The sequence below is a fragment of the Pseudundibacterium arcticum genome (genome assembly GCF_042646465.1).
Lineage (GTDB): Bacteria > Pseudomonadota > Gammaproteobacteria > Burkholderiales > Burkholderiaceae_D > Undibacterium_A > Undibacterium_A arcticum.
In genome coordinates, this window is the sequence record NZ_JBHRTP010000003.1 from 69,431 (window position 1) to 93,444 (window position 24,014).

General features: G+C 58.0%; 20 protein-coding genes. 14 read left to right on the plus strand and 6 right to left on the minus strand.

Translation table 11 applies throughout. The features are described 5' to 3' along the window. Positions 1-257: 257 nt before the first annotated feature. From ACFOFO_RS01185 to ACFOFO_RS01235, 11 genes are all read left to right on the plus strand, one after another. Positions 258-1,958 (plus strand): DUF1302 domain-containing protein, encoded by a 1,701-nt coding sequence (locus ACFOFO_RS01185; RefSeq protein ID WP_390330607.1) that lies wholly within the window; start codon positions 258-260, stop codon positions 1,956-1,958. Positions 1,959-1,993: 35 nt separating this feature from the next. Then, on the plus strand, positions 1,994-3,370 hold the full coding sequence (locus tag ACFOFO_RS01190) for a DUF1329 domain-containing protein (RefSeq protein WP_390325095.1): 1,377 nt from the start codon (positions 1,994-1,996) through the stop codon (positions 3,368-3,370). A gap of 227 nt (positions 3,371-3,597) precedes the next feature. Then, positions 3,598-3,735: a DUF1302 family protein gene (locus tag ACFOFO_RS01195; RefSeq protein WP_390328115.1), complete on the plus strand. Its 138-nt coding sequence runs from the start codon at positions 3,598-3,600 to the stop codon at positions 3,733-3,735. A gap of 34 nt (positions 3,736-3,769) precedes the next feature. After that, complete coding sequence (locus tag ACFOFO_RS01200) at positions 3,770-5,146, plus strand: DUF1329 domain-containing protein (RefSeq protein WP_390330609.1); 1,377 nt, start codon at positions 3,770-3,772, stop codon at positions 5,144-5,146. 96 nt (positions 5,147-5,242) lie between these two features. Next, positions 5,243-6,025: a 2-oxopent-4-enoate hydratase gene (gene dmpE, locus ACFOFO_RS01205; protein ID WP_390325091.1), complete on the plus strand. Its 783-nt coding sequence runs from the start codon at positions 5,243-5,245 to the stop codon at positions 6,023-6,025. 40 nt (positions 6,026-6,065) lie between these two features. Next, positions 6,066-6,941 (plus strand): acetaldehyde dehydrogenase (acetylating), encoded by an 876-nt coding sequence (locus ACFOFO_RS01210; protein ID WP_390325090.1) that lies wholly within the window; start codon positions 6,066-6,068, stop codon positions 6,939-6,941. A gap of 36 nt (positions 6,942-6,977) precedes the next feature. After that, positions 6,978-8,009 (plus strand): 4-hydroxy-2-oxovalerate aldolase, encoded by a 1,032-nt coding sequence (dmpG, locus tag ACFOFO_RS01215; RefSeq protein WP_390325088.1) that lies wholly within the window; start codon positions 6,978-6,980, stop codon positions 8,007-8,009. 118 nt (positions 8,010-8,127) lie between these two features. Further along, entirely contained in the window at positions 8,128-8,586 is a 459-nt protein-coding gene (locus tag ACFOFO_RS01220) for an oxidoreductase (protein ID WP_390325087.1), read from the plus strand. After that, entirely contained in the window at positions 8,567-8,890 is a 324-nt protein-coding gene (locus ACFOFO_RS01225) for a tRNA-dihydrouridine synthase (protein WP_390325085.1), read from the plus strand. Before ACFOFO_RS01220 ends, ACFOFO_RS01225 begins: the two co-directional genes overlap by 20 nt. Before the next feature lie 443 nt (positions 8,891-9,333). Next, the gene (locus tag ACFOFO_RS01230) at positions 9,334-9,486 is read left to right on the plus strand and encodes a hypothetical protein (protein WP_390325083.1); all 153 of its coding nucleotides are present in this window, start codon (positions 9,334-9,336) and stop codon (positions 9,484-9,486) included. 165 nt (positions 9,487-9,651) lie between these two features. Further along, on the plus strand, positions 9,652-10,188 hold the full coding sequence (locus ACFOFO_RS01235; RefSeq protein ID WP_390325081.1) for a hypothetical protein: 537 nt from the start codon (positions 9,652-9,654) through the stop codon (positions 10,186-10,188). A 490-nt stretch (positions 10,189-10,678) separates the two neighbouring features. On the opposite strand, the gene ACFOFO_RS01240 is transcribed toward ACFOFO_RS01235, so the two are convergent. From ACFOFO_RS01240 to ACFOFO_RS01255, 4 genes are all read right to left on the minus strand, one after another. Continuing rightward, a complete protein-coding gene (locus ACFOFO_RS01240; RefSeq protein WP_390330611.1) occupies positions 10,679-11,866 on the minus strand; it encodes a helix-turn-helix transcriptional regulator in 1,188 nt (395 codons plus the stop codon). A 153-nt stretch (positions 11,867-12,019) separates the two neighbouring features. Beyond that, positions 12,020-13,387, minus strand: coding sequence for a DUF1329 domain-containing protein (locus ACFOFO_RS01245; protein WP_390330613.1), 1,368 nt, complete (start codon positions 13,385-13,387; stop codon positions 12,020-12,022). Between the two features lie 114 nt (positions 13,388-13,501). Next, positions 13,502-14,473, minus strand: a complete 972-nt coding sequence (locus ACFOFO_RS01250) for a Rieske 2Fe-2S domain-containing protein (RefSeq protein ID WP_390325077.1) — start codon at positions 14,471-14,473, stop codon at positions 13,502-13,504. 87 nt (positions 14,474-14,560) lie between these two features. After that, complete coding sequence (locus tag ACFOFO_RS01255) at positions 14,561-16,279, minus strand: N-acyl-D-amino-acid deacylase family protein (RefSeq protein ID WP_390325075.1); 1,719 nt, start codon at positions 16,277-16,279, stop codon at positions 14,561-14,563. A 168-nt stretch (positions 16,280-16,447) separates the two neighbouring features. Between ACFOFO_RS01255 and ACFOFO_RS01260 the strand changes: the two genes are divergently transcribed. From ACFOFO_RS01260 to ACFOFO_RS01270, 3 genes are all read left to right on the plus strand, one after another. Next, positions 16,448-17,212: a helix-turn-helix domain-containing protein gene (locus ACFOFO_RS01260; protein ID WP_390330615.1), complete on the plus strand. Its 765-nt coding sequence runs from the start codon at positions 16,448-16,450 to the stop codon at positions 17,210-17,212. Positions 17,213-17,673: 461 nt separating this feature from the next. After that, positions 17,674-19,041 carry a DUF1329 domain-containing protein gene (locus tag ACFOFO_RS01265; protein WP_390325071.1) on the plus strand — a complete coding sequence of 456 codons (1,368 nt, stop codon included), beginning with the start codon at positions 17,674-17,676 and terminating at the stop codon, positions 19,039-19,041. Positions 19,042-19,322: 281 nt separating this feature from the next. Then, positions 19,323-20,765 carry an NAD-dependent epimerase/dehydratase family protein gene (locus ACFOFO_RS01270; RefSeq protein ID WP_390330617.1) on the plus strand — a complete coding sequence of 481 codons (1,443 nt, stop codon included), beginning with the start codon at positions 19,323-19,325 and terminating at the stop codon, positions 20,763-20,765. A 228-nt stretch (positions 20,766-20,993) separates the two neighbouring features. On the opposite strand, the gene cysN is transcribed toward ACFOFO_RS01270, so the two are convergent. Beyond that, on the minus strand, positions 20,994-22,901 hold the full coding sequence (gene cysN, locus ACFOFO_RS01275; RefSeq protein WP_390325068.1) for a sulfate adenylyltransferase subunit CysN: 1,908 nt from the start codon (positions 22,899-22,901) through the stop codon (positions 20,994-20,996). After that, positions 22,901-23,860 carry a sulfate adenylyltransferase subunit CysD gene (gene cysD, locus ACFOFO_RS01280; RefSeq protein WP_390328112.1) on the minus strand — a complete coding sequence of 320 codons (960 nt, stop codon included), beginning with the start codon at positions 23,858-23,860 and terminating at the stop codon, positions 22,901-22,903. Before cysD ends, cysN begins: the two co-directional genes overlap by 1 nt. Between the last annotated feature and the right edge of the window lie 154 nt (positions 23,861-24,014).

Here is a 24,014-nt window from a genome sequence, read left to right on the forward strand (position 1 = left end):
TGTGTAAGTTGCGCACCTCTGGCACAGGGGATTTTTCATGTACGCCGCTCAACCGTCGCCGTAGCAAGAGCAGTTGAGTTGTCGAAAAAATCAAAAATCTGGGTAGCTAGTCCGTTTAAACGATGTTCCACCACAATCTAAAAATGATACTGGCCCTGCGCGATAGTTTGGAGGCTACGTGTACATGTGTCAGTTGGGTTTTATGACCGCCATAGACGAATAATATAAATTGACTTGATGAGTGAGGAGACGAGCATATGAGAAGTATTCGACACGCCGAACAACCGCTGCGCTTACGGCGTATCACCGAGGCTGTGCTTTTGCTGGTGTGCGCGCAATCTGCGCTAGCTGCCAATACGGTCCAAATAGACGAGAGCACGACACTCGATTATGGGGTAACGGCCAACTACGGCGTGGGAATGCGCGCCAAATCCCCTAGCGCAGCTTTGCTAGCACCAAGCAATATCAACGGCGACGATGGTGACCGCAACTTCAAGCGCGGCAGCTTGGTCACCAATAGCCTGAGCGTTTTGCTGGAAGGGAATCTGAAGCACGATAATCTCGGCCTGTTCCTGCGTGGTAGTGCAATCTACGACGATGTCTATCATCGCAGCAACGATAACGACTCCCCTGGCACCGTCAACAAGTCCGGTCCTTTCAACGAATTCACCAGCGAAGCAAGACATTATCAGGGCGAGCGGGCACGCCTGCTGGATGCTTACGTCTATGGCAATTTCGATGTCAGCGGCACCAAACTCAATCTGCGCGCCGGTAACCAGGTGGTGCAATGGGGCGAGGCGCTGTATTTCCCGAACATTGCTGGTGCTCAAGGCCCTGCCGATGCGATCAAGGCCAATGTGCCGGGTGCCGAAGTCAAGGATATCCTGTTGCCGACGGGACAAGTCTCTGCGCAGTGGGCAATCAACAATAGTGTCAGTTTGCTCGGGTATTACCAGTATCGCTACAAGCCAACTGAGTTGTCTCCGGCCGGCAGTTACTTCAGCACCGCTGACATCATCGGTCCTGGTGCCGACCGGCTGCTGATTTCCAACCCCTTGCTGTTCAATCCGGCGACTGCAGCTTTACCCGGCTTGCCACCGAATGTAATCGTGCCGCGCGGCCCGGATATTCAGCCTCGCAATAGCGGGCAGTGGGGTTTGGGCACTCGCTTCCGCATTAGCGAAAAATCGGAAATGGGCGTTTATCATTTGCGTTACCACGACAAGAATCCGAACGTCGTGATCAATGTAGGGGATGCCACGCTTTATCCGGGTAACCCAGCTTTTGCCATTCCACCGATCACTTCGCTTGGTTTGGGGCCGAATAGCTTTCCATTCCCGGTCAGCTATCAAGTCAAATATTTCGACGATATCAAGTTGACTGGCGCCAGTTTCTCGACCCAGTTGCAAGGTTTGAGTGTCGCTGGTGAAATTAGCTATCGCGATGGCGCCCCGGTATTGGTTGATGTGATGGGATCGCCTACTGCTACGCGCTCGAAATCGTGGCAAGGCCAAGTCTCGGCGATCAAAACTCTGGAGAAGACAGCGCTGGCCGACTCGACGGTGCTGATTGGTGAAGTCGGTGTGCATCGCGTGTCCAGCGTGACGCCGGTTGCCATTCCGGGTCTGGGGCAATTCGACCAATTGTCCAATACCAAGTTTTCCTGGGCCTACACCTTGGGAACGACACTAAATTACAACAACGTGTTCACTGGCTGGGATCTGGCGGTACCGATCACCTTCCAGCATCTGGTCAAAGGGCAGCCTGCGGTTGCCGGAAGTTTCGGCGCGCTGACAGGGGAAGGCGACAAGCGTTTGAGCGTGGGGACAACGTTCAAGTATTTGAACAACCTTGAGCTTAGCTTGGCCTACAACGCGTATTTGGGCGGTGCCGATCCGAAGCTGCGTCCTTTGGCCGATCGCAGCTATGTCACGTTCAATGCTAAATACAGCTTCTAACATTGTTTAATCTTTTTTTAGAAAAGAGGATTCAAATGAAATCATCTTTATTCCGGTTGGCTTTGCCGGCCATCGCGGTATCTGCGCTGATGAGTGCCGCACCTGCCTGGGCAAAATTGAGCGCCGATGAAGTCAAGTCGCTGGGAACCACTTTGACCCCGATGGGCGCAGAGCGTGAAGGCAACAAGGATGGCACCATTCCGGCATACTCCGGCAAATGGCTGGGCGTGCCGCCGGGAGTCAATTACAGCAGCACCGGTAAGCACTATCCGGACCCCTATGCAAGCGAGAAGCCGCTGTTTGTGATTTCTGCGCAAAACGTGGGGCAGTACGCGGAGCGTCTCACCGAAGGACAAAAGGCGTTGTTCAAAAAATATCCGGGCACGTTCCGTATGCCGGTGTATCAGAGTCACCGCGATTTTCGCTACTCCGACCGGGTGCTTGCGAACGTCAAGGAAAATGCAGCACAGGCTGAAATTACCGATGGCGGCCTGGGCGTCAAGGGCGTATTTGGCGGACCGGGTTTCCCCATCCCCAAAACCGGCCTGGAGTTGCTGTGGAATCTGATAACGCTGGCTAATGCAGGGGAAGAGGTGGCTGTCTATGATCAGGCAGTGGTCTACCCGGACGGCAACATCGCCTGGGGTCGGGTCAATTACAAGATCATGGCATCCGTGCACGATCCGAAGGTTACCCGGAAGAGCTGGAGTGGCTTTTCCTCCCACTTCAATGTCGGCACGCTGCTGCCGGAGCGTGAGAAGGGCAGCATCATCGTCGGCCACGCACAGTGGGACTATGCCAGCCATCCGACGCAGGCCTGGCAGTACAATCCGGGCACGCGACGCGTGCGGCAGTTGCCAAGCTTCGGTTTCGACATGCCGCAAGGGCCGGGCGGGTTCCGCACAGTGGACGATGATCGTCTGTTCAATGGCTCGCCCGAGCGTTATGACTGGAAAATCATCGGCAAGAAGGAATTCTACATTCCTTACAACGCCTACAAACTGGACGATCCGAAGCTCAAATACGCCGACATGCTGACCAAGGGGCATATCAATCCGGACCTGACGCGTTACGAATTGCATCGCGTCTGGGTACTCGAGGCCACGGTCAAGCAAGGGGTACGTCACCAGTATGCCAAACGCCAGTTTTATATGGATGAAGACACCTGGGCTACCGTAATGGCGGACAACTACGATTCACGCGGTCAACTATGGCGCGTCAGCATGCAGAACTACGTCTATGGGTACGACTTGCAGGGCTATATGGCGCGGGTCGCGCTGTATCACGACTTGCTGTCTGGAGCTTACATGGCTGACCGTCTTATCAATCAGCAGAAGGCACCAAGGGTTAACAGCGGCGAGTTGAACGAGTCGAACTTCACCGCCGACGCAGCACGTCAAGAGGGGCTGTAACCGTAATCTTACGGGGTGAGCCTCAAACGACGCCGGCCTTCGGGCCGGCGTTTTTCAGCAGTGCTCGTGGCGACACGAAAAAGCAGATGAAAACTCATGGATAACGCAGAACTTGATCGACTGGGCGATGAACTGTATGACGCCTGGCAGACGCGTCAAATAAAGGGCAGCCTGCGGTTGCCGGAAGTTTCGGCGCGCTGACAGGGGAAGGCGACAAGCGTTTGAGCGTGGGGACAACGTTCAAGTATTTGAACAACCTTGAGCTTAGCTTGGCATACAACGCCTATCTGGGCGGGGCAGATCCGAAGCTGCGTCCTTTGGCCGATCGCAGCTATGTCACGTTCAATGCCAAATACAGTTTCTAACATTGTTTAATTTTTTTTAGAAAAGAGGATTGAGATGAAATCATCTTTATTCCGATTGGCCTTGCCGGCCATCGCAGTATCTGCCCTGATGAGTGTCGCACCTGCCTGGGCAAAATTGAGCGCAGATGAAATCAAGTCTTTGGGGACTACCCTGACCCCGATGGGTGCCGAGCGCGAAGCCAACAAGGACGGCACTATTCCGGCCTACTCCGGCAAGTGGCTGGGCACACCACCGGGGATCAATTTTAAGGGTACCGGCAAGCACCACCCGGACCCCTATGCGAGCGAGAAGCCGCTGTTTGTGGTTACGGCACAAAACATGGCGCATTATGCCGAGCACCTTACTGAAGGGCAAAAGGCGTTGTTCAAGAAATATCCGGGCACCTTCCGTCTGCCGGTGTATCCGAGCCACCGCGATTTCCGTTACTCCGACAAGGTGCTTGCCAATGTCAAGGAAAACGCCGCACAGGCTGAACTGGTCGATGGCGGCATGGGTGTCAAGGGAGTATTCGGCGGACCTGGTTTCCCGATTCCCAAAACCGGCATTGAGCTGATGTGGAGTACCAAATCGACGGCTGTGGCGTGGAACGAAATCGCGACCTATGACCAGGCGGTGGTGTATCCAGATGGCAATACTGCCTGGGGCCGTGTCAGTTACAAGATCATGGCGAATTCGAACAATCCGAACGGTGGCCGCAAGGACTGGAATGGCTTGGCGTCCAACTTCAATGTTCTCACGCTGATACCGGAGCGCGAGAAGGGCTCCATTATTGTCGGTAATGAACAGTGGGATTATGGAAATCATCCGCGCCAGGCCTGGCAGTACAACCCGGGTACGCGCCGCGTGCGGCAGTTGCCCAGTTTCGGTTTCGACATGCCGCAAGGGCCGGGCGGGTTCCGCACGGTGGACGATGATCGCCTGTTCAATGGTTCGCCCGAGCGTTATGACTGGAAAATTGCCGGCAAAAAGGAAATCTACATTCCTTACCATGCCTACAAACTGGACGATCCGAAGATCAAATACGCCGACATGCTGACCAAGGGGCATATCAATCCAGACTTGACACGTTATGAATTGCATCGCGTCTGGGTGCTGGAAGCGACGCTCAAGCAAGGAGTGCGTCACCAATATGCGAAGCGTGTGTTGTATATCGACGAGGACAGCTGGAACCCCGTGCTCGCGGACAACTACGATGCGCGCGGTCAACTCTGGCGCGTCAGCATGGTGAACCTGATCTATGCGTACGAATTGCAGGGCTACCACGCACGGGTCGCGGTGTACCACGATTTGCTGTCGGGGGCCTACATGGCGGACCGTCTGATCAATGAGCAGAAGGCGCCCAAGCTCAACACCGGCGAGCTGAGTGATTCGAACTTCACGGCCGACGCAGCACGACAAGACGGGCTGTAACCGTAATCTTCCGGGGTGAGCCTCAAACGACGCCGGCCTTCGGGCCGGCGTCTTTCAGCAGAGCTCGTGGCGACACGAAAAAACAGATGAAAACTCATGGATAACGCAGAACTTGATCGACTGGGCGATGAACTGTATGACGCCTGGCAGACGCGTCAAATGTTGGCGCCACTGACGGCGCGGATGCCGGATCTGACGATCGACCACGCCTACCGGATCCAGCAGCGGATGGTGGCGCGTCGCATTGGGCAGGGCGAACGCGTCATCGGTAAAAAAATCGGTGTCACGAGCAAGGCAGTACAACAAATGCTGGGGGTCTACCAGCCCGACTTCGGCAGCCTGCTGTCCGGCATGCATTACGAAGATGGTAGTGCGATCCCGATGGATACCCTTATTCAGCCGCGGGCCGAAGGCGAAATCGTGTTCTATCTGAAACAGGATTTATGCGGTCCCGGCATTACGGCCGAGCAGGTACTGGCAGCGACCGAATCCGTCTCCGCGTGTTTCGAGATTGTCGATTCGCGCGTGAAGGACTGGAAAATCAAGATTCAGGACACCGTGGCAGACAACGCTTCGTGCGGCGTGTTTGTGATCGGCAAGGAACGCATCGATCCGCGCACGCTGGATCTGGCCATGTGCGGCATGGTCATCGAAAAAAACGGTGAAATTATCGCCACCGGCGCCGGCGCCGCGGCGCTTGGGCATCCGGCCAATGCGGTCGCCTGGCTGGCCAACGAACTTGGAGCGCGCGGTGTCGCACTGAAAGCCGGCGAGCCGATCCTGTCTGGTTCACTGGCGCCACTGATCCCGGTGCAGGCGGGCGATTCGCTGCGTGTACGGATCGGCGGCATCGGTGGCTGCGCCGTGACCTTCGAATAAAGCAGCCGACAGATTCACAGACCTGAAGATGGAAAGAATCATGAAAAAAATCAAGTGTGCCTTGATCGGTCCCGGCAATATCGGCACCGATTTGTTATACAAGCTGCGTCGCAGCCCTTATCTGGAACCGGTCTGGATGGTCGGTATCGAGGCCGGATCGGAAGGCTTGGCGCGAGCGCGTGAGATGGGCCTGAAGACGACCGCCGACGGCGTCGATGGCCTGCTGCCGCATGTCAAGGATGACGATATTCGCATCGCCTTCGATGCGACCTCGGCCTACGTGCATGCGGAAAACTCGCGCAAGCTCAACGAGCTGGGTGTGTTGATGCTCGACCTGACGCCGGCAGCGATCGGCCCGTATTGCGTGCCCAGCGTCAACCTGCCCGAGTCGACTAAAGGCATCACCAACCTGAATATGGTGACCTGCGGTGGCCAGGCAACGATTCCGATGGTGAATGCGGTAGCGCGCGTGCAGCCGGTCGCCTACGGCGAGATCGTGGCGACCGTGTCATCGCGCTCGGTCGGCCCCGGCACCCGGAAAAACATCGATGAATTCACCCGCACCACGGCAGGTGCGATCGAGAAAGTCGGCGGCGCACAAAAAGGCAAGGCCATCATCGTCATCAATCCGGCCGAGCCACCGATCATCATGCGCGACACCATCCACTGCCTGACCGTGGATGAGCCGAATCGCGATGCGATTACCGCATCGGTGCACCAGATGATCGAGTCGGTGCAGAAATACGTGCCCGGCTATACCTTGAAAAATGGTCCAGTATTCGACGGCAACCGCGTCTCTATTTATGTGGAAGTGCAGGGTCTGGGCGATTACCTGCCGACCTATGCCGGCAATCTCGACATCATGACTGCCGCCGCTACCCACACTGCCGAGTTGTTTGCGCAGAAGATGCTGTAAGCAGGGGCCTACATTTTGAATAGGAAGGAATAAAAAATGGATTTGCGCGGAACCAACATTCTGGTGCATGACATGTCGCTGCGCGACGGTATGCATCCCAAACGCCATCAGATTTCGCTGCAACAGATGCAAAGCATCGCCACCGGTCTCGACGCCGCCGGCGTGCCGCTGATTGAAGTGACCCACGGCGATGGCCTCGGCGGCGCTTCGGTCAACTACGGCTTCCCGGCGCACAGCGACGAGGAATACCTGCGCGGCGTGATTCCGCTGCTGAAAAATGCCAAAGCTTCTGCCCTGCTGTTGCCGGGAATCGGCACCGTCGATCACCTGCACATGGCGCACGATTGCGGCGTCAGCACGATCCGCGTGGCGACGCATTGCACCGAAGCGGATGTGTCGGAACAGCACATCGGCTTGTCCCGCAAGCTGGGTCTGGACACGGTCGGCTTCCTGATGATGGCGCATATGGCCTCACCGGAAAAACTGCTGGAACAGGCGCGCCTGATGGAATCCTACGGCGCCAACTGTATCTATGCGACCGATTCCGCCGGCTACATGCTGCCGGAACATGTACGGGAACGCATCGGCCTGCTGCGCGAGAAACTCAAACCGGAAACCGAAATCGGTTTCCACGGCCACCACAACCTGGCGATGGGCGTTGCCAACTCGCTGGTGGCGGTCGAATATGGTGCGCGCCGTATCGATGCGGCGGCGGCTGGGCTGGGTGCCGGCGCCGGCAATACCCCGATGGAAGTGTTCATCGCCGTGTGCGCACGCATGGGCATTCATACCGGGGTCGATGTGTTCGGCATTTCAGATGTGGCCGAAGACCTGGTGGTGCCGATCATGGATCATCCGATCCGTATCGACCGCGATGCACTGACGCTCGGTTATGCCGGCGTCTACTCATCCTTTCTGCTGTTCGCCAAGCGCGCCGAAGCAAAATACGGTGTATCCGCGCGCGACTTGCTGGTCGAGATGGGACGGCGCGGCATGGTCGGCGGCCAGGAAGACATGATCGAAGATACCGCGTTGACGATGGCACGCGAGCGCCAATCGGCCCGGTAAGCAAGAGACTCCCAGCCCTCTGGCAATGGCTCCCAAGGCAAGACGCTGAGATGCAACCGGCGTCGATCGCTGCGGGAGCCATTTTCTTATCTATCCTGCGCCCTTGAAAGAACTTGCCATGACCCAGAAATCGTCCGATTTCGCATTGCAACCGTTTCGTGTCGCTGGCCTGACGCTGCGTAACCGCATCGTGAAGGCGGCCACTTTCGAAGGGCGCACGCCCAATGGCCAGCCGGGGCCGGACCTGACGGAATTCCATGCGCGCATAGCACGGGGTGGAACGGCGCTGTCGACGGTATCCTATTGCACGGTGTCTCCCGATGCGCGGACTTTCGCCGACCAGATGTACCTGCACGAAGCCGTCTTTGAACCGATGGTGGCGCTTGCCAGTGCGGTGCATGCCGAAGGCGGTGCGGTGTCTGGACAACTCGCGCATTGCGGCGCATTCAAACGTAGCGCGCCGGTGGAATCGCCGCGGCCACTTGGGCCTTCGCGCTGCATCAATCAATACGGGCTGCTGTCGGGCATCCCACGAAACCAGCGCGCTGCATCGCTTCGTGCTGCGCATAGGCGGTAGCCGCTTATTCCCCAGTCTGCCATACCGCGACCTGTATTTCCTGGAGCAGGCTCGACAAGTGCGGGATGCGGTCAGCGTCCCCTTGATTTATCTCGGTGGCGTCAGTTCAGCCGAAGGCATCCGCACGGTGCTGCTGGATGAAGGTTTCGATATGGTGGCGATCGGGCGGGCGTTGCTTTATGACCCGGACATGGTGCATCGGTTACGTGATGAGCCTGAGTACGTCAGTGGTTGCACGCACTGCAACGGTTGCGTGGCTGCCATGGCGCTACCCGGCGGCACGCGCTGCGTGTTGCGAGTCTGATACGACTGGCTCGTTTCGCGTTAAACAAACGCATGCGGAGTCTTTAACCACAGATTCTCGGTGCTAGCACTGAACTTTCTGATGGCACGACGAATCGCGGTGCCATCAGCTTCCCTGTAAATCGATCCCGCGAACTCAACCGGGATCAATGGCACCAGGCACCCAATGACGCCGGATTGGCGCTGGGCAACTGTGGTGATTTACGCTGCCGCTAGGTGATGGAAGATTGATCTCCAGCCGCTATCTGAATTTCCAGTATCTGAACTTCTAGTCCGAAAGGACGATGAATGCAGCGACCTGTGCTTGTAGCCTGTTTATGTAAAGGCTTCGGGCAGGTGCTAACACAAAAAGCGGTTCGGCGTCAGGGGAGTAGTGCTTTCCCCCGGCTCTCATCGGTGCCACGCCACGGTGTTCCTCGCAGGAGTCAGCCAAAGGAGGGTGAAATGTTGAAAACATTCGTGGTCTGGACGATTGCATGTGCGGCTATTATCGCCGGTATGGCTGTCATGCTAAACGGCAATTTCTACCCGGATTTACCCCATTTTGCAGATGGGTATCCGACTCAGATAATTGGCTGGAACGATCTTGCTCGCTGACTCCCCGTCATACGACATTAGCGCCCCACCGGCTTCCGATATCTACGATTGACCTGAATCAGGGTCAGCCTCAACGCGACAAAAAATCTGCGTGTCGCTTGTCGATGGGCGTTGCTGCATGGCTAAAAACAGGATGAAATTCAACATCTAATCGAAAGGATTCCAATGAAAGATGCGTCCGTTGCTTACGAGGTTGATGGCGCCACGCACACTGCTTACAAATTGACGCCGGTCAAGGGGCTAGTCGTCTTGGGCGGCGTTTTTGTCGTCTCAGCGGCGTTCATCGCACTGAGTCACGCGCTGGGTATCGTGGAGACTTGGGTCGGTTTTCTATTCCTGACGTACTGGGGCGGCATTGAGCAAATGAAATTCGAGAAGGTCGTGAATTGCATCGTCGGTGCAACGGTGGGCCTTGCTTTCGCCTACGTAGCGCATGCTCTTCCGTTGTTGATCGGGACCGCAGGGGTGGTGTTGGTCATTGCCGCCATCGTGGCTTTGGTCTATTGCCTCATAATGGGTTGGTTTCCTGTCGCAGTGAACGTTATGGCGATGCTATTCCTCACTGTCTTCACGATCCCATGGATTCAGGTAAAGGCCGACTTTTTTAGCCTGTTAGTGGCGCTGGCTCTCGGCGTTGCCTATTTTGTCGGACTGGTAGCGCTTGGAGGTTTATTGAAGCAGCGTTCTGTCGGCAAGGCGTGAACATCCCAATCTGCAGTACCCAAATTCGCTCCGCATTATGCGCGCAGCGGCGATTCAGGAAAGATGACGCACGAGTCATTGAACTTCGTTGGCGGTCCCCGTGTAGTTGCAGTCGACGCAAAATCAGTCGGTAACGGAATGCTGGGCTGCAATCTGCTCCTGATGCTGCAGTAGACGAGCCGGAGAGCGGAGTGCCTCAAACGCTGGTGGCAAAGCTTCCCGCAGTCGATTCGGTTAGTCGCAATGTCGGGGCCGCCGCCGGTCTTTATGAAGGAGGTCAACTTTTAACTACCTCTCTTATTTACCTCGTCTGCGCTTATATTTGGTTGGCCTGATTGTTAACACCCTAGCCTTGCACCCGAGTAGCATGAAATTTTCTGCGCGCGACGAACGGATTTCGCATGCGGAGCTGCCAGCAAGCAATTGAGAACGCGAATGGAATGGACGCCCTCTCCAAAGCGGCATCAAGTGCCATTGTGGAAGCGTTTGACTAACCCAGGGAAATCACGCTGCTCAACAGCGTCTTCATCAGCGTGGCTTGGCGTGTCGCGCCGGTTTTGGCAAAAATACCGCGCAGGTGAGCGCGCACGGTATTTTTCATGATGCCGAGTTCGTCGGCGGCCTCGTCGAGCGTCAGGCCATCGGCCATCAACAATGCGAGTTCGGTTTCGGTCCGCGTCAGCTTGAAAAGTTTGCGCATCATATCGCGCGATGTCTGCGACGTGCTGACCGGATCGCGGATGAATACGGCGACTGCCGGTCGCCGCTTGCTTTCTTCCGAGTAGTAATTGAGCGGAATCGCACGGATCAGGACATTGAGCGGTGTCTTGCCGGAAGGGCGGGACAAGGTGGTCACTTCGGCCGATGAGGTCGCTGCGGCGAGGTGATTGCTCAATGCGAGCCGGATCACCTTCTGGAATTTGCGATTCTCTAACGGACAATGCGCCTCCAGTACGCCGTTGCTGACCTGAATGCCATCCTTTGTCGCAATCAGGCTATCCGCCGCGCTGTTGCGCTTCAGTATTTTGCCACTCTCGTCCAGGATGATGGTGCCGATCAACATCCGGTCGATCGTGCCTGCGTAAAGCGATCGTTCCGACTCCACCACGTCGAGCTTCGAATGCAAGTCGACCGCCCTTTTGAGATGCGGGAGCAGAATCCTGATGAAGGCCTTCTCGGTCGCCGAATAATCGCGTGAACCGTGACTGCGGCTGACGAAGAACGCACATTCCACACCATCGTCGGTGCGAATGTTTGCACCCAGGATGTAGCGCAGATCCAGCGGTTGCAGATACTGCTTGTAGAATTGGTTGGCGCACCATCCGCTTTCGCCGAAGATTTCGTCGGACGTGAACACCTGATCAATCGGCAGACCGATGAACGGGCACAGCGAATAATAATCGTTGCTGTAAGAAGGTTCGCCCGGCAGCGACGCACCGTAGACGGACGCATTGACGATCAGCCCCGGGCGTACGCTGCCCGGCCTCCGCAATACCAGTGTTACGAAACTGGCATCAAGCTGGCGCCGGATGAATTCGAGCGAACTCGACCACGGTGTTGCTTCCATCGGCCCCTGATAGAGCAAGCCGAGCAGCGTGCTCAGTTGATCGGGCGGCAGCGCCGCCGTTTCAAACAGTTGGGGCCCGCCGCAGCGGGAATCGATCGTTGCCATCAACATGTTCACTGTCTCCTTGGAACATGACCTCGAGATTATTTTATTTTTCCTTTATAAACTTTCCCTTCTGTGCGCGAATCGTCCGTTTGGCCTATTGAAGCGGAGCTACCAATCGGCACCACAGATGGGCTCCCATATCCACCTCGGTCAACATGATTACAAACCTTCCATACGCGCCGAGTCAGGTGTGAAGTTCGCCGGCGTCACGCCGCCGGCATTGATCACCGGCGCCTGCTCATTGGTCATCTTGTCGGTCATGTAAGCACCCGAATTCAGATCGTGATAAATCGACGTGGTATTGACATAGGAACTGGCATCGTAGGCATAGAAATAATTCACCATCGCGAAGCGCCAGAGTTGGCCGCGCATGTCGTAGTTGTCCGCCATCATGCCGTTCCAGCTATCCTCATCGAGATACATCACGCGCCGCCCATACTGATGCCGGAAACCGTCTTTCAGCTTGGCTTCGAGCACCCACACCCGGCGCAATTCATAGCGCATGTAGTCGGGATTGACATGATTGGGTTTCAACAAATCGGCATACTTGACGCTCGCCTGTTGTATCCGATAGGCGTTCCAGGGCACGATCATTTCTTTTTTTCCCAGAATCTTCCAGTCATAGCGCTCAGGCGAGCCATTGAACAAGCGGTCATCATCGATGGTGCGAAAGCCGCCCGGCCCCTGCGGCATATCGAAGCCATACGCAGGCAGTTGCCGCACCCGACGGGTACCTGGGTTGTACATATAGCCGACGCGCGGCGTTTTCTGGTGGTTGTAATACTCCTCGCCGACGATGATCTCGCCTTTCTGCCGCTCCGGCAGCAGCGTCCTGACTTTGAAGTGCGCATAGACGCCATCGGTCTTGCTCTGGGCATTCGGCACCAACGCCGGAGACAATACTTCAAAGCGCACGCGCCCCCAGGCAATCTCGCCATTCGGATAAACCACGGCCTGATCCTGCAAGCCGCGGTAGGTGTATACGGTGGAAGCCAGTTGATGGTTCCACAGCAATTCCAGGCCACTCTTGGGAATCGGGAACGGCGGCGCACCGTTGATCGCGTTCAGCCCGGCGCCGCCGCCTTCCAGTTCGGCCTTGACGGCATTCTCTTTGGCTATCTTGCATGCCGCGCTGACATAGCCAAAATCGCGATGGGTCGGATACACCGGGATTTGGAAAGTGTCCGGATATTTTTTTAAGAGTGTCTTTTGTCCTTCAGAGAGCTTGTCCGCGTAGCTCTGCATATTCTTTGCCGTAATCACGACTAGCGGCTTCTCGTTGGCATAGGGATCGGGGTAAGTATTGCCAGTCCCTTTATAGTTGACGCCCGGCGGCACACCCGTCCACTTACCGCTGAACTCGGGAATCGTGCCCTCCTTGTTCCCCGCCTTTTCCGCCCCCATGCAAGTTAGCTCATTACCCAGCGACTGCACTTCCTGCGCTGTTGCCTTGGCATTGGCCTGCGTGCCAAATCCTGCGCAGACTGCAGCGCAAGCCAGTGCAACATAAAGTGTTTTGCGATTCATCAATTTGTCTCCTCCATTGGTTGATTCAAATCACTTCCAAACGCCATATCACGCAGGACAAGCAGGAGCTAATTCGCCCCTGCTTGGATCGCGTCCCAACTATTTGCACCCGGCTCAGACGTAATACTGGTTCGCGTATTCACGATACTGGTAGATCGGGCCGTCGCCGCCGCACAGCTTGGGCTGCGGCAGATGCTTCTTGTAATTGAGCACCTTGAAATCCTGCTCGACTTCGAATTTGAAGCGTTCGATCCAGGGCTTGCCGATCATTTCGTTCATTTCCTTGGAGCCTAGATCCCTGACGTACAGCCGCACTTTTTCGATGAAGCGTTCATTGTCGAGTGGGGTAGTCGAAATAACGAAGTTGGTGGCCCAGCCTTCGCCTTCGAACAACTGGTTCAGCGCTGTGACGCCGGTGAAGTGGGCGGTCAGGCTCTTCATGCTGAACTGCTCGGCGCTCGGGTCGATCTCATAATCGACATACAGACCGTGCGCCCTTTGTTCCATGCTGCGCAGTACCGGCATCTTGCTGGCGCCGTGCAGCTGCACAATATGCGCGGTATCGAACAGGTTTTCATACAGGTCGCGGTAGGGGCAGGTGCTGACCCACTCGATGCTGTCGAACAGCACCCACTTGTGCTGCTGCAATGCGCTGCTCACATACGGCTCGAAGTCCGGTGCCGCATTCGCCGGGTGATACCACATCAGCACCATGCCGTCGATCTCCCGGGTCGGGTGCAGCGTCAGGCTGAGGCTGCGCGATTGCGGTATGCCAGCATAGGGAATGTCGACACAGTGGCCTTGTTCGCCGTCCCACTTCCATTTATGAAATGGGCAGACGATCGCGCCGTTCTCGATGCAGCCATCGTGCGATGCGAGGTGCGCGCCCAGATGCGGGCAATAGGCATCGGCCACCTGCGCCGCGCCGGACTGGGTGCGGTATACGATCAGCTGCTGGTTCAGATAGCTGACCGGTTTCAGCGTGTCGGCGCTGATCTCGTCCGCTTCGGCCACGCAATACCAGCCCTTCGGAAAGGCGATTTCAGGCACCCGGAATTTCATCGGGATGGGTTGGATACTCGACATGATGGGGTTCCTGGTTCGTAGGTTGATGAGGGGGGCGCTGCGGGGGAGCGCTGCGGCTCCCCCGCGCCAGCATTCAGCGCTCGCTGATCATGCGGTCTCTAACACCGGGCCGATCAACTGGCCCGGGAACGCGCCGGTAAACTTGGCGCCGTCGAAGGTCGGGATGCCGTTGACCAGCGTCAGGCGCACCGGGGCCGGGTCGCGGGTCCAGCGCCAGATATGGCCGCCGTCGCCATCCGGCACGTCGAACACCTTCTTCATTTCGCGATGCCGGATTTCATCGAGGTGGAACACGGTGATATCGGCCCGCTTGCCGACCTTGAGCACGCCGCGGTCGCCCAGGTTGAAGTGCTTGGCCAGCTTGCCGGTTTGCACGTGCACCGCTTCTTCGACTGTCAGCGCGCCGGTTTTTTGCACGTAATGGGTGAACAACAGCATGTTTTCGCCGCCGCCGCACAACATCTGGCCGTGGGCGCCGGCGTCGCTGACGTTGCCGACCGTGTACGGGTCCTTCAGCAGGCGCACCACCATTTCTTCATCCATCGCGAACGGCGCCAGATGCACGGTCGATTGCAGGCCATTGTTGATCAGCCACTCGGCCATCGCATCCGAAGCATGCACGCCGAGTTGTTCAGCATACGCAGCCACGCTGAGATTGACCGGCCCGACCCCATTGTCGGAATTGAGCAGCAGCAACTGTTCCGGGTGCGCCAGCTGCGAATGGCGCCAGGCGTCGTGATCCCACGAATGGCGGGCACGCGCGCGCCATGCGGGATCGCGCAGCAGCGCCAGTTTGTCGGCTTCGGTCGGCGCCAGCACCACTTCGTGCCAGACATAATCGTTGGTTTGCGCAAAGAACAGCGAACGGTTCACGCTCAGCGTGTAGGTCGGCGACACGTGGGTGAACGCGGTCCAGAAATCGCGCCCGTTGCGCTTGAAGCGCTCGTGCTGCTCCAGCATCGGGCCCTGGATATCCTTCTGGAATTCCAGCGTCGGCACCCCGGCCCACTGCACGCGCACCGCGTGTCCTTCGCACAGGCGCGCGATGCGCTCGGTCGCTGCCGGGCCGGTCTTGCGCATGAAGGTGTCGACGATTACTTGCATCAGCGTGCCCGGATGGCGCGCCAGCACCGCGATCAGCGCGCTGAATTCGGCATCGTCGGCCAGCATCGTCGGGACTGGCCGGTCATTGCCGTCATGGTCGTGCAGATTGGACGACAGGCCGAGCGCCCCGGACGACACAGCGTCTTCCAGATGAGTCGCCATCGATGCGATTTCTTGCGGGGTCGCCGCGCGTTCCCAGGCGGCCATCCCCATTACGGTCAGGCGCAACGCGATATGGCCGACGAAGGTGGCGACATTGGCCGAGGCCTGAACCTTGCTGGTCAGCGATTGCTTGTATTCGGACCAGGTTTTCCAGTCCCACGCGACTTCTTTCTCGAACGGCCCGCTCGGGATGTCTTCGAAGAACGAAAAGATCTTCACCATCTCGCGCCGGGCTTCCGGGTCCGACGACACCGGCGCGACCGAGAAGCCGCAGTTGCCCATGATGGTCGTCGTCACGCCATAGCCGGGCAGCGGATCGAGGTCCGGTTGCCACCACATCGTGCCGTCGTAATGGGTGTGAGCTTCGATGAAGCCGGGCGTGACATAACAGCCGTCGGCGTCGACGATGCGTTCGCCGCGCGGCTGCAGGTTGGGGCCGACCTCGGAAATCGTGTCGCCCTGCACGCGCACATCGGCGCGAAATCCCGCCGCCCCGGTGCCATCCACTACCGTGCCGCCTCGAATCAATAGATCTGCCATACGTCTTTCTCCTTTATCGTTAGTGGTACGTGGCGATCTTAGGGCGAGCTTCTTTTTGTCGGGGAATTTTCAAAAAAGGATCATATAATGATCCCGTTCTGATCAAATGCGCACATTTGGCGCCAGTCGGTATCAGTCATTCACGGTGCCGTGCTTCCGGCAAAAAACATGGGACGACAAAAAAATGACCGCCAACTGCCGCTGCTGGTGGCCTCGCTCAAGCGTTTGTTGCGCGCGCGCGGCATCGGTTACCGCGAAATCGCGCAGACGCTAGCGGTCAGCGAGCCGACCATCAAGCGCTGGTTCGCGGGCCAGGGCATCACCGTCGAGCGGCTCGAAGACCTGTGCACCTTTGCCGATGTCAGCCTGATCGAACTGATCGAATTCACCGCGCATGACGCCGACGCACGTCTGCGCCAACTCAGCGTTGAGCAAGAGCAGGCGCTGGCGCAAGATAAGAACCTGGCGTTCGTGCTCACGATCATCCTGCGCGGCTGGTCGCCGGACGAACTATGGAGCGAGCAGGGGCTGGAGCCGGCGGCTTTGGTCGATTATCTGACCCGGCTCGATAAGCTGCGCCTGATCGACTTGCTGCCGGGAAATGAGATGCGCTTGCTGACGGTGCGCGATATCGAGTGGCGCAAGGATGGGCCGATGCGCACCCAGTTAGCGCAGTGGATCAAGGCCGACGCGCTCGGCGCCTGGCAGCCCGGGGCCCCGTGGGGTGCCGAGCTGGTCAAGTTGTCCGAGTCTTCACTGACGCGCCTGGAAGACATGATTCGCGATTTTCAGCGCAATATTCGCCTGCTCGGCGAGGCCGACCGCCATGCGTCGGCAGCCCAGAAAACCTGGTATTCGGTATTGATCTCGTCCAGCCAGCTTGACCTGCGGACCTTGCCGGCTAAACCCAAGGGGCTTGCGGCCGGACGCTGAATTGTTTTAACCCACATAACCGGAAGAGGAATCCGCCATCAAGATGGCGGTCTTATTGCGAGCTCGGGGAGCACGCTGTCGGAAGAAGAAAAATTGGTGCTTGAATACACCCATATCTACCTGAATCAGCCTGGCCATATGACCGATGCATTCCGAGCACGGCTAAAGGCGCATCTGCGTTCAGATCAGCTGGTTCACTGGTCTCTCGCCATTGCAACTTTTAACGCCTTCTCAAAATGTGCGGTCGTTATCGGTGGCATGCCTGACAGTATGCCGGTGACCGAGCTTTCTGCTTCTAGCCTCAGACCTTTGTAACCCGGACCGGTTGCGATTTACCGGCTGACTCCCGTAATTGAGTCGTTAGTTATAGTAGACATTATAAAAAATTGAACGACCGGCGTGGCACCAAGTGGGCATCGATCTCAAGCCGGTTCCAAGCATTGAAATGAGGAGACAAAATCGTGAAATTCAAGACTGTTTATGTAGGTTGCACGTCCTTGCTGATGGTCAGTCTGGCCGGACAAGAAGCCTTGGCCAAAGTATCGGCCCAAGAAGCAGAAAAACTCGGCAAGAGTCTTACTTGCGTGGGAGCTGAGAAGAGTGGCAACCAGGACGGGAGCATTCCGCCTTGGTCAGGGAAGTGGCTGGGTATCCCGCCGGGCATCAATTTTCACCCGGGGGATTACCATCCTGACCCTTACGCAAGCGAGAAGCCTCTGTTCGTCATCACCGCGAAGAACATGGCGCAGTACGTCAACCGGCTCACCGAGGGGCAGAAAGCGCTTCTCGATAAATATCCAACGACCTTCCAAATTCCGGTTTATCCGAGCCATCGCGACTTCCGCTATCCCGACTGGATGTGCGTCACAGCGAAGCAGAATGCATTAAGTGCGGTGTTGACGGATGAAGGAAAAGGCGTCGACGCGGTGAATGGCGCTATCGCTTTTCCTCTCCCCGAAAATGGTCTTGAGATGTTGAGAAACGCCCTTTGGCCATATCGGGCCTGGAAGGAACTCGCGATCTTCGACCAAGCGGTCGTATATCCGAATGGCGACACTGCATGGGGACGAGTTTCGTATAAGCAGTTTTCGCCTGCCAGCGATCCGAAGCAACGTGGCAAGACTGACGGCATAGCATCCTGCTTCAACGTCCAGACATTAAAACCGGAGCGAAACAAAGGCGAGATCATCGTCGGCCACGAATTTTATAATTACGCCAAGTCAAGGCAAGCCTGGCAATACAACCCCGGGACGCGTCGCGTGCGGCAAATGCCCGAGTTCGGTTTCGATATGCCGCAGGGGCCTGGCGGGTTTCGTACCGTGGACGACGATCGGTTATTCAACGGATCGCCTGAGCGCTACAACTGGAAGATCGTCGGCAAGAAGGAGGCTTATATTCCATACAACGCCTATCGGCTCAATGACCCGAAAGTGAAGTATAGCGAGTTACTCAAGCGGGGCCATGTCAACCCTGCCTACATGCGCTACGAGCTGCATCGCGTCTGGGTGCTGGAGGGTGCGCTGAAGGAGGGCTATCGCCACCTGTACGCAAAGCGGGTCATGTACCTCGATGAGGACACCTGGCACCCGGTCATATCTGACAATTATGATGCTCGTGGTCAACTATGGCGTGTCGGGATGGTCAATTACTTTTACGCGTATGAGATGGAAGCATTTCAAGCTGGCGTCGCTATCTACCATGACCTAGTTTCCGGTGCATACATGGCGGATCGCTTGGTCAACGAGCAGCCGAAAGGTGTTTCGCTCAATACCGGCGTCATGGGCTTCGATGATTGCACCGCGGATGCAGCACGCCGCACGGGCCTGTAAGCACAACGCCACGTTAATCTCTAAACGAGTGCTCCGTTGGGAGTTGCCGGTTGGTTACCGGCATTATCGGAGCACCCCACAAGTTCAATCAGCAGGCATGGTTTCGAGTACAGAGGTCAACTCGTCTTTCTGGATAGCCGTGCAACAACGCCTACTGCAAGTGGACGATTTGCTGCCGTGAACCGCGACAGTAGAATTCAATAAACAGAATTGTTTCTTTGAACCAATTGCGGTGGCAGATGGTCGCCCCCGGCCCTCCGATCCATTTCTTTTGACATCAGATGAACAATAAGAAAACCGTCTTTTTGACCGGGGCTTCCGGCAACATGGGGCAGGCCGCTCTGGAGTTTTTCCTACAACGGCGCGACCGATTCAATGTCACCGCACTGGTCCTGCCCGGCGCAAAGGACAAGAAAATCATGGCCCCGTTCGAAAAACGGGGTGAGGTGCGCGTGATATGGGGCGACCTGACCAAGTACGAAGACGTGTTGCAAGGCGTAAACGGCGCCGACTATGTGCTGCATGTGGGTGGCATGGTGTCGCCGTTGGCCGACCATCACCCGGAGCTCACCAGCAAGGTGAACATCGGTTCGATCCGCAACATTGTGCAGGCGATCAAAGCGCAGCCCGACCCGGAGCGGGTGAAGCTGGCCTATATCGGCACCGTCGCGCAAACCGGCAACCGGATGGCCCCGATCCACTGGGGCCGAGTCGGGGACCCGATCAAAATCAGCATGTTCGACAATTACGCGGTCACCAAGGCCGTTGCCGAGAGCATCGTCGTCGATTCCGGCCTCAAGCACTGGGTATCGCTGCGCCAGACCGGCATCGCGCACGTCAACCTGTGGCGCATTTTCGATCCGATCCTGTTCCATAACCCGCTCAACGGGGTGCTCGAATGGGTCACCGTGCGCGATTCGGGCCGGCTGCTGGCCAATGTCTGCGAGGAGGCGGTGCCGGACGAGTTCTGGGGTCGCATCTACAACATCGGCGGCGGCGAACGCTGCCGCGTGGTCAACCACGAATTCATGGGCAAGCTGTTCGGTGCGATCGGCCTCAAGGATTTCCGCCGGGTTTTTGATCCCAGCTGGTTTGCACTGCGCAATTTCCACGGCCAGTGGTATGAAGACTCCGACCGGCTGCAACAACTGGTGCCGTTCCGCAGCGAATCGATCGACGATTTTGCGCGCCAGATGGCCGACAGCGTGCCGTTTTACATCAAGCTCGGCGGATTGTTCCCGAGTGCGGTCAAGAAGAGGATCGCTGCGTTGGCAGCCGGCAATGGCGGTCCGCTGCACTGGTTCGCCCACAACGAGGGCGACCGGATCGCAGCCTTCTTCGGCTCCCGCGCGGCGCGGGAAAAAAACGCTGGCTGGGAAGGTTTCAAGTTCGAACGCCCGTCCGCCACGCCGCAACGGCTCAACCATGGCTACGATGAAAGCAAGCCGCGCAGCGCGCTGAGCCTGGAAGACTTGCGCAATGCCGCCGGCTACCGCGGCGGCCAGTGCGTCGCCAGCGACATCGCCCGGGGCGACTGGGTTACGCCCCAGCCGTGGCGGTGCAGCTGCGGCCATCAGTTTAAGGCCAGTCCCAACCTGGTGCTGATGGGCGGCCACTGGTGCCCTGAATGCACGCTGAATCCCACCCGCTACGCAGAACTGGCCAAGCACAGCCCTTTCTTCAACCAGGTCTGGGCGCCGGATCAGGCGCTGGTGCAGCAGTAATCGGGGCGATCACGAGAGGCGGCGCAAGCCAGCAACTCAGCGCTTGGTCGGCGCTTGGCGAGGCCGACCGCCATGCGGCGGCAGCCCAGAAAACCTGGTGTTCGGTATTGATCTCGTCCAGCCAGCTCGACCTGCGGACCTTGCCGGCTAAACCCTAGGGGCTTGCGGCCTAGACGACGCGGGCGCGTAAGTAATATACGTACGGACCCGCGTCTGTGCATCGTCGGATCAATCAACCAGGATGCCATTGGCCAACAGGCGGGCAACGATGAAATCGGCAGCCTGCTCAGGCGACTGCGAGGTCGTATCGATGCGGATTTCTGGGCTTTCCGGCGGCTCATAGGGCGAGTCGATGCCGGTGAAGTTCTTCAGCTCACCGCGCCGCGCCTTCTGGTATAAGCCCTTCGGATCGCGCTGTTCGGCGACGCTGATCGGGGTGTCGATGAACACCTCGATGAACTCGCCGGGGCCGACCAGTTCGCGCGCCATGCGCCGCTCGGCGCGGAACGGCGAGATGAACGACACCAGCGTGATCAGGCCGGCGTCCAGCATCAGCCTCGCTACCTCCGCCACTCGCCGGATGTTCTCGACCCGGTCCGCCTCGGAAAAGCCGAGGTCCTTGTTCAGCCCGTGCCGCACGTTGTCGCCGTCCAGCAGATAGGTGTGGCGGCCCAGCGCGTGCAGCTTCTTCTCCACCAGGTTCGCGACCGTCGATTTGCCCGCCCCGGACAAGCCGGTGAACCAGAGGATGCGTGGCTGCTGGCTTTTGAGCGCCGCATGCGCCTGCCGGTTCACATCGACCGCTTGCCAGTGGACGTTTTGCGAGCGCCGCAGCGCGAAGTGCAGCAGTCCCGCGCCGACGGTGTTGTTGGTCACCCGGTCGATCACGATGAAGCCGCCGGTGTCGCGGTTCTCGGTATAGGGATCGAATGCGATCGACTGGTCCAGGCTCAGGTTGCACACGCCGATCTCGTTGAGTTCGAGCGTCTTGGCCGCCAGGTGTTCCAGCGTGTTGACGTTGATCTTGTACTTCGGAGCGGCACTGGTGACGCCGACCGTGCGGGTGCCGATTTTCAACAGGTACGGCCGCCCGGGCAGCATCGGCTCCTCGCTCATCCAGACGATGGTGGTCTCGAACTGATCGGCTACTGCCGGTGGCGCATCCGCGCGGGCGATCACGTCGCCGCGGCTGATGTCGATTTCATCTTCCAGCGTCAGGGTCACCGACTGTCCGCAAACTGCTGCGTCGCGCAGGCCGTCGGCAGTCACGATGCTCGCCACACGGCTTTCCTTGCCGGAGGGCAGCACGCGAATCCGCTCGCCAACGCGAATGCCGCCGGCGACGATGTTGCCCGCGTAGCCGCGGAAGTTCAGGTGCGGCCGGTTGACCCACTGCACCGGCAGCCGGAACGGCCGGTGGCTCTCGGCATCATCTGCCAGCGGCACGGTCTCCAGGTAATCCATCAGGACCGGCCCCTGGTACCACGGGGTATTGGCGCTCGGCTCGGTGATGTTGTCGCCGCGCAGTGCTGACATCGGTATGCAAACGATATTCTCAAGACCGATCTGCTTGGCGAAATCGCGGTATTCGGCCTCGATCCGGTCGAACACGTGTTGTGAGTAGTCGACCATATCGAGCTTGTTGATCGCCACCACGACGTGGCGGATGCCGATCAGCGACACCAGATAGCTGTGGCGCCGGGTCTGCGTCAGCACGCCCTTGCGTGCATCTATCAGGATGATCGCCACATCGGCGGTCGACGCGCCGGTCACCATATTGCGCGTGTATTGTTCGTGCCCCGGCGTGTCGGCCACGATGAACTTGCGCTTGTCGGTCGAGAAGAAGCGGTAAGCCACGTCGATCGTAATGCCCTGTTCGCGCTCGGCGGCCAGCCCGTCGACCAGCAGCGCGAAGTCCAGGTCGCCGCCTTGCGTGCCGACTTTCTTCGAATCTTCCTCGAGCTGGCTGAGCTGGTCCTCGAACAGCATCTTCGATTCATACAGCAGCCGTCCGATCAGCGTGCTCTTGCCGTCATCGACGCTGCCGCAGGTGATGAAGCGCAGCAGCCCCTTGTACTGGTGCGCTTCCAGATATTGCTCGATGTCCTCGGCAATCAGGTTGGATACGTGTGCCATCAGAAATACCCCTCTTGTTTCTTTTTTTCCATAGAGCCGACCGAATCGGTGTCGATCATTCGACCCTGCCGCTCCGACGTTTTCGTCAGCAGCATCTCCTGGATGATGTCGGTCAGCGTCTCGGCTTCACTCTCGATCGCGCCGGTCAGCGGATAGCAACCCAGCGTGCGGAAGCGCACCTTCTTCATCTGTGGCACTTCGCCTTCGCGCAGCGGCATGCGTTCGTCATCGACCATGATCAACGTCCCATCACGCTCCACCACCGGGCGCTCCTTGGCGAAATACAGCGGCACGATCGGGATCTTGTTCAGATAGATGTACTGCCAGATGTCCAGCTCGGTCCAGTTCGAGATCGGGAACACGCGCAGGCTTTCGCCCTTGCGCTTGCGCGCGTTGTACAGGCGCCAGAGTTCCGGCCGCTGCAGCTTCGGGTCCCAGCGATGCTGTTCCGAACGGATCGAGAAGATGCGTTCTTTCGCGCGCGATTTTTCCTCGTCGCGCCGGGCGCCGCCGAACGCCGCATCGAAGCCGTAGTGGTCGAGTGCCTGCTTCAGGCCCTGGGTCTTCCAGATGTCGGTGTGTACTGCCGAGCCGTGCGTAAACGGGCTGATGTTTTTCTCGAGTCCCTCAGGGTTCACGTGTACCAGCAATTTGAGCCCGAGTCGTTCGGTGGTCTGGTCGCGAAACGAAATCATCTCGCGGAATTTCCAGGTAGTGTCGACGTGCAGCAGCGCAAAGGGTGGTTTGGCCGGATTAAACGCCTTCATCGCAAGATGTAGCATCACTGCGCTGTCCTTGCCGACCGAGTACAGCATCACCGGGTTTTCACACTCCGCCACTACCTCGCGCATGATGTGGATGCTCTCCGCCTCCAGTCGCTCCAAGTGGGTCAACATCGATAATCTCCTTTGAGTTCGCCGGACCCGATACGGGTAGGTCTCGTGCGTTAAGCAAAGAATACGGATGGCGCAATATTGAATCTTCGTCTGACCGGACTAAAAAATGGCGGACTCGGGGCGTGCTAGAACGGACTTAAATGCAGGATGCGCGGGTGGAGTGCGCGAGCCGATGAGCCACTCTGGCGGGCATCCGCGGCGATGCCACGCCGAGCGG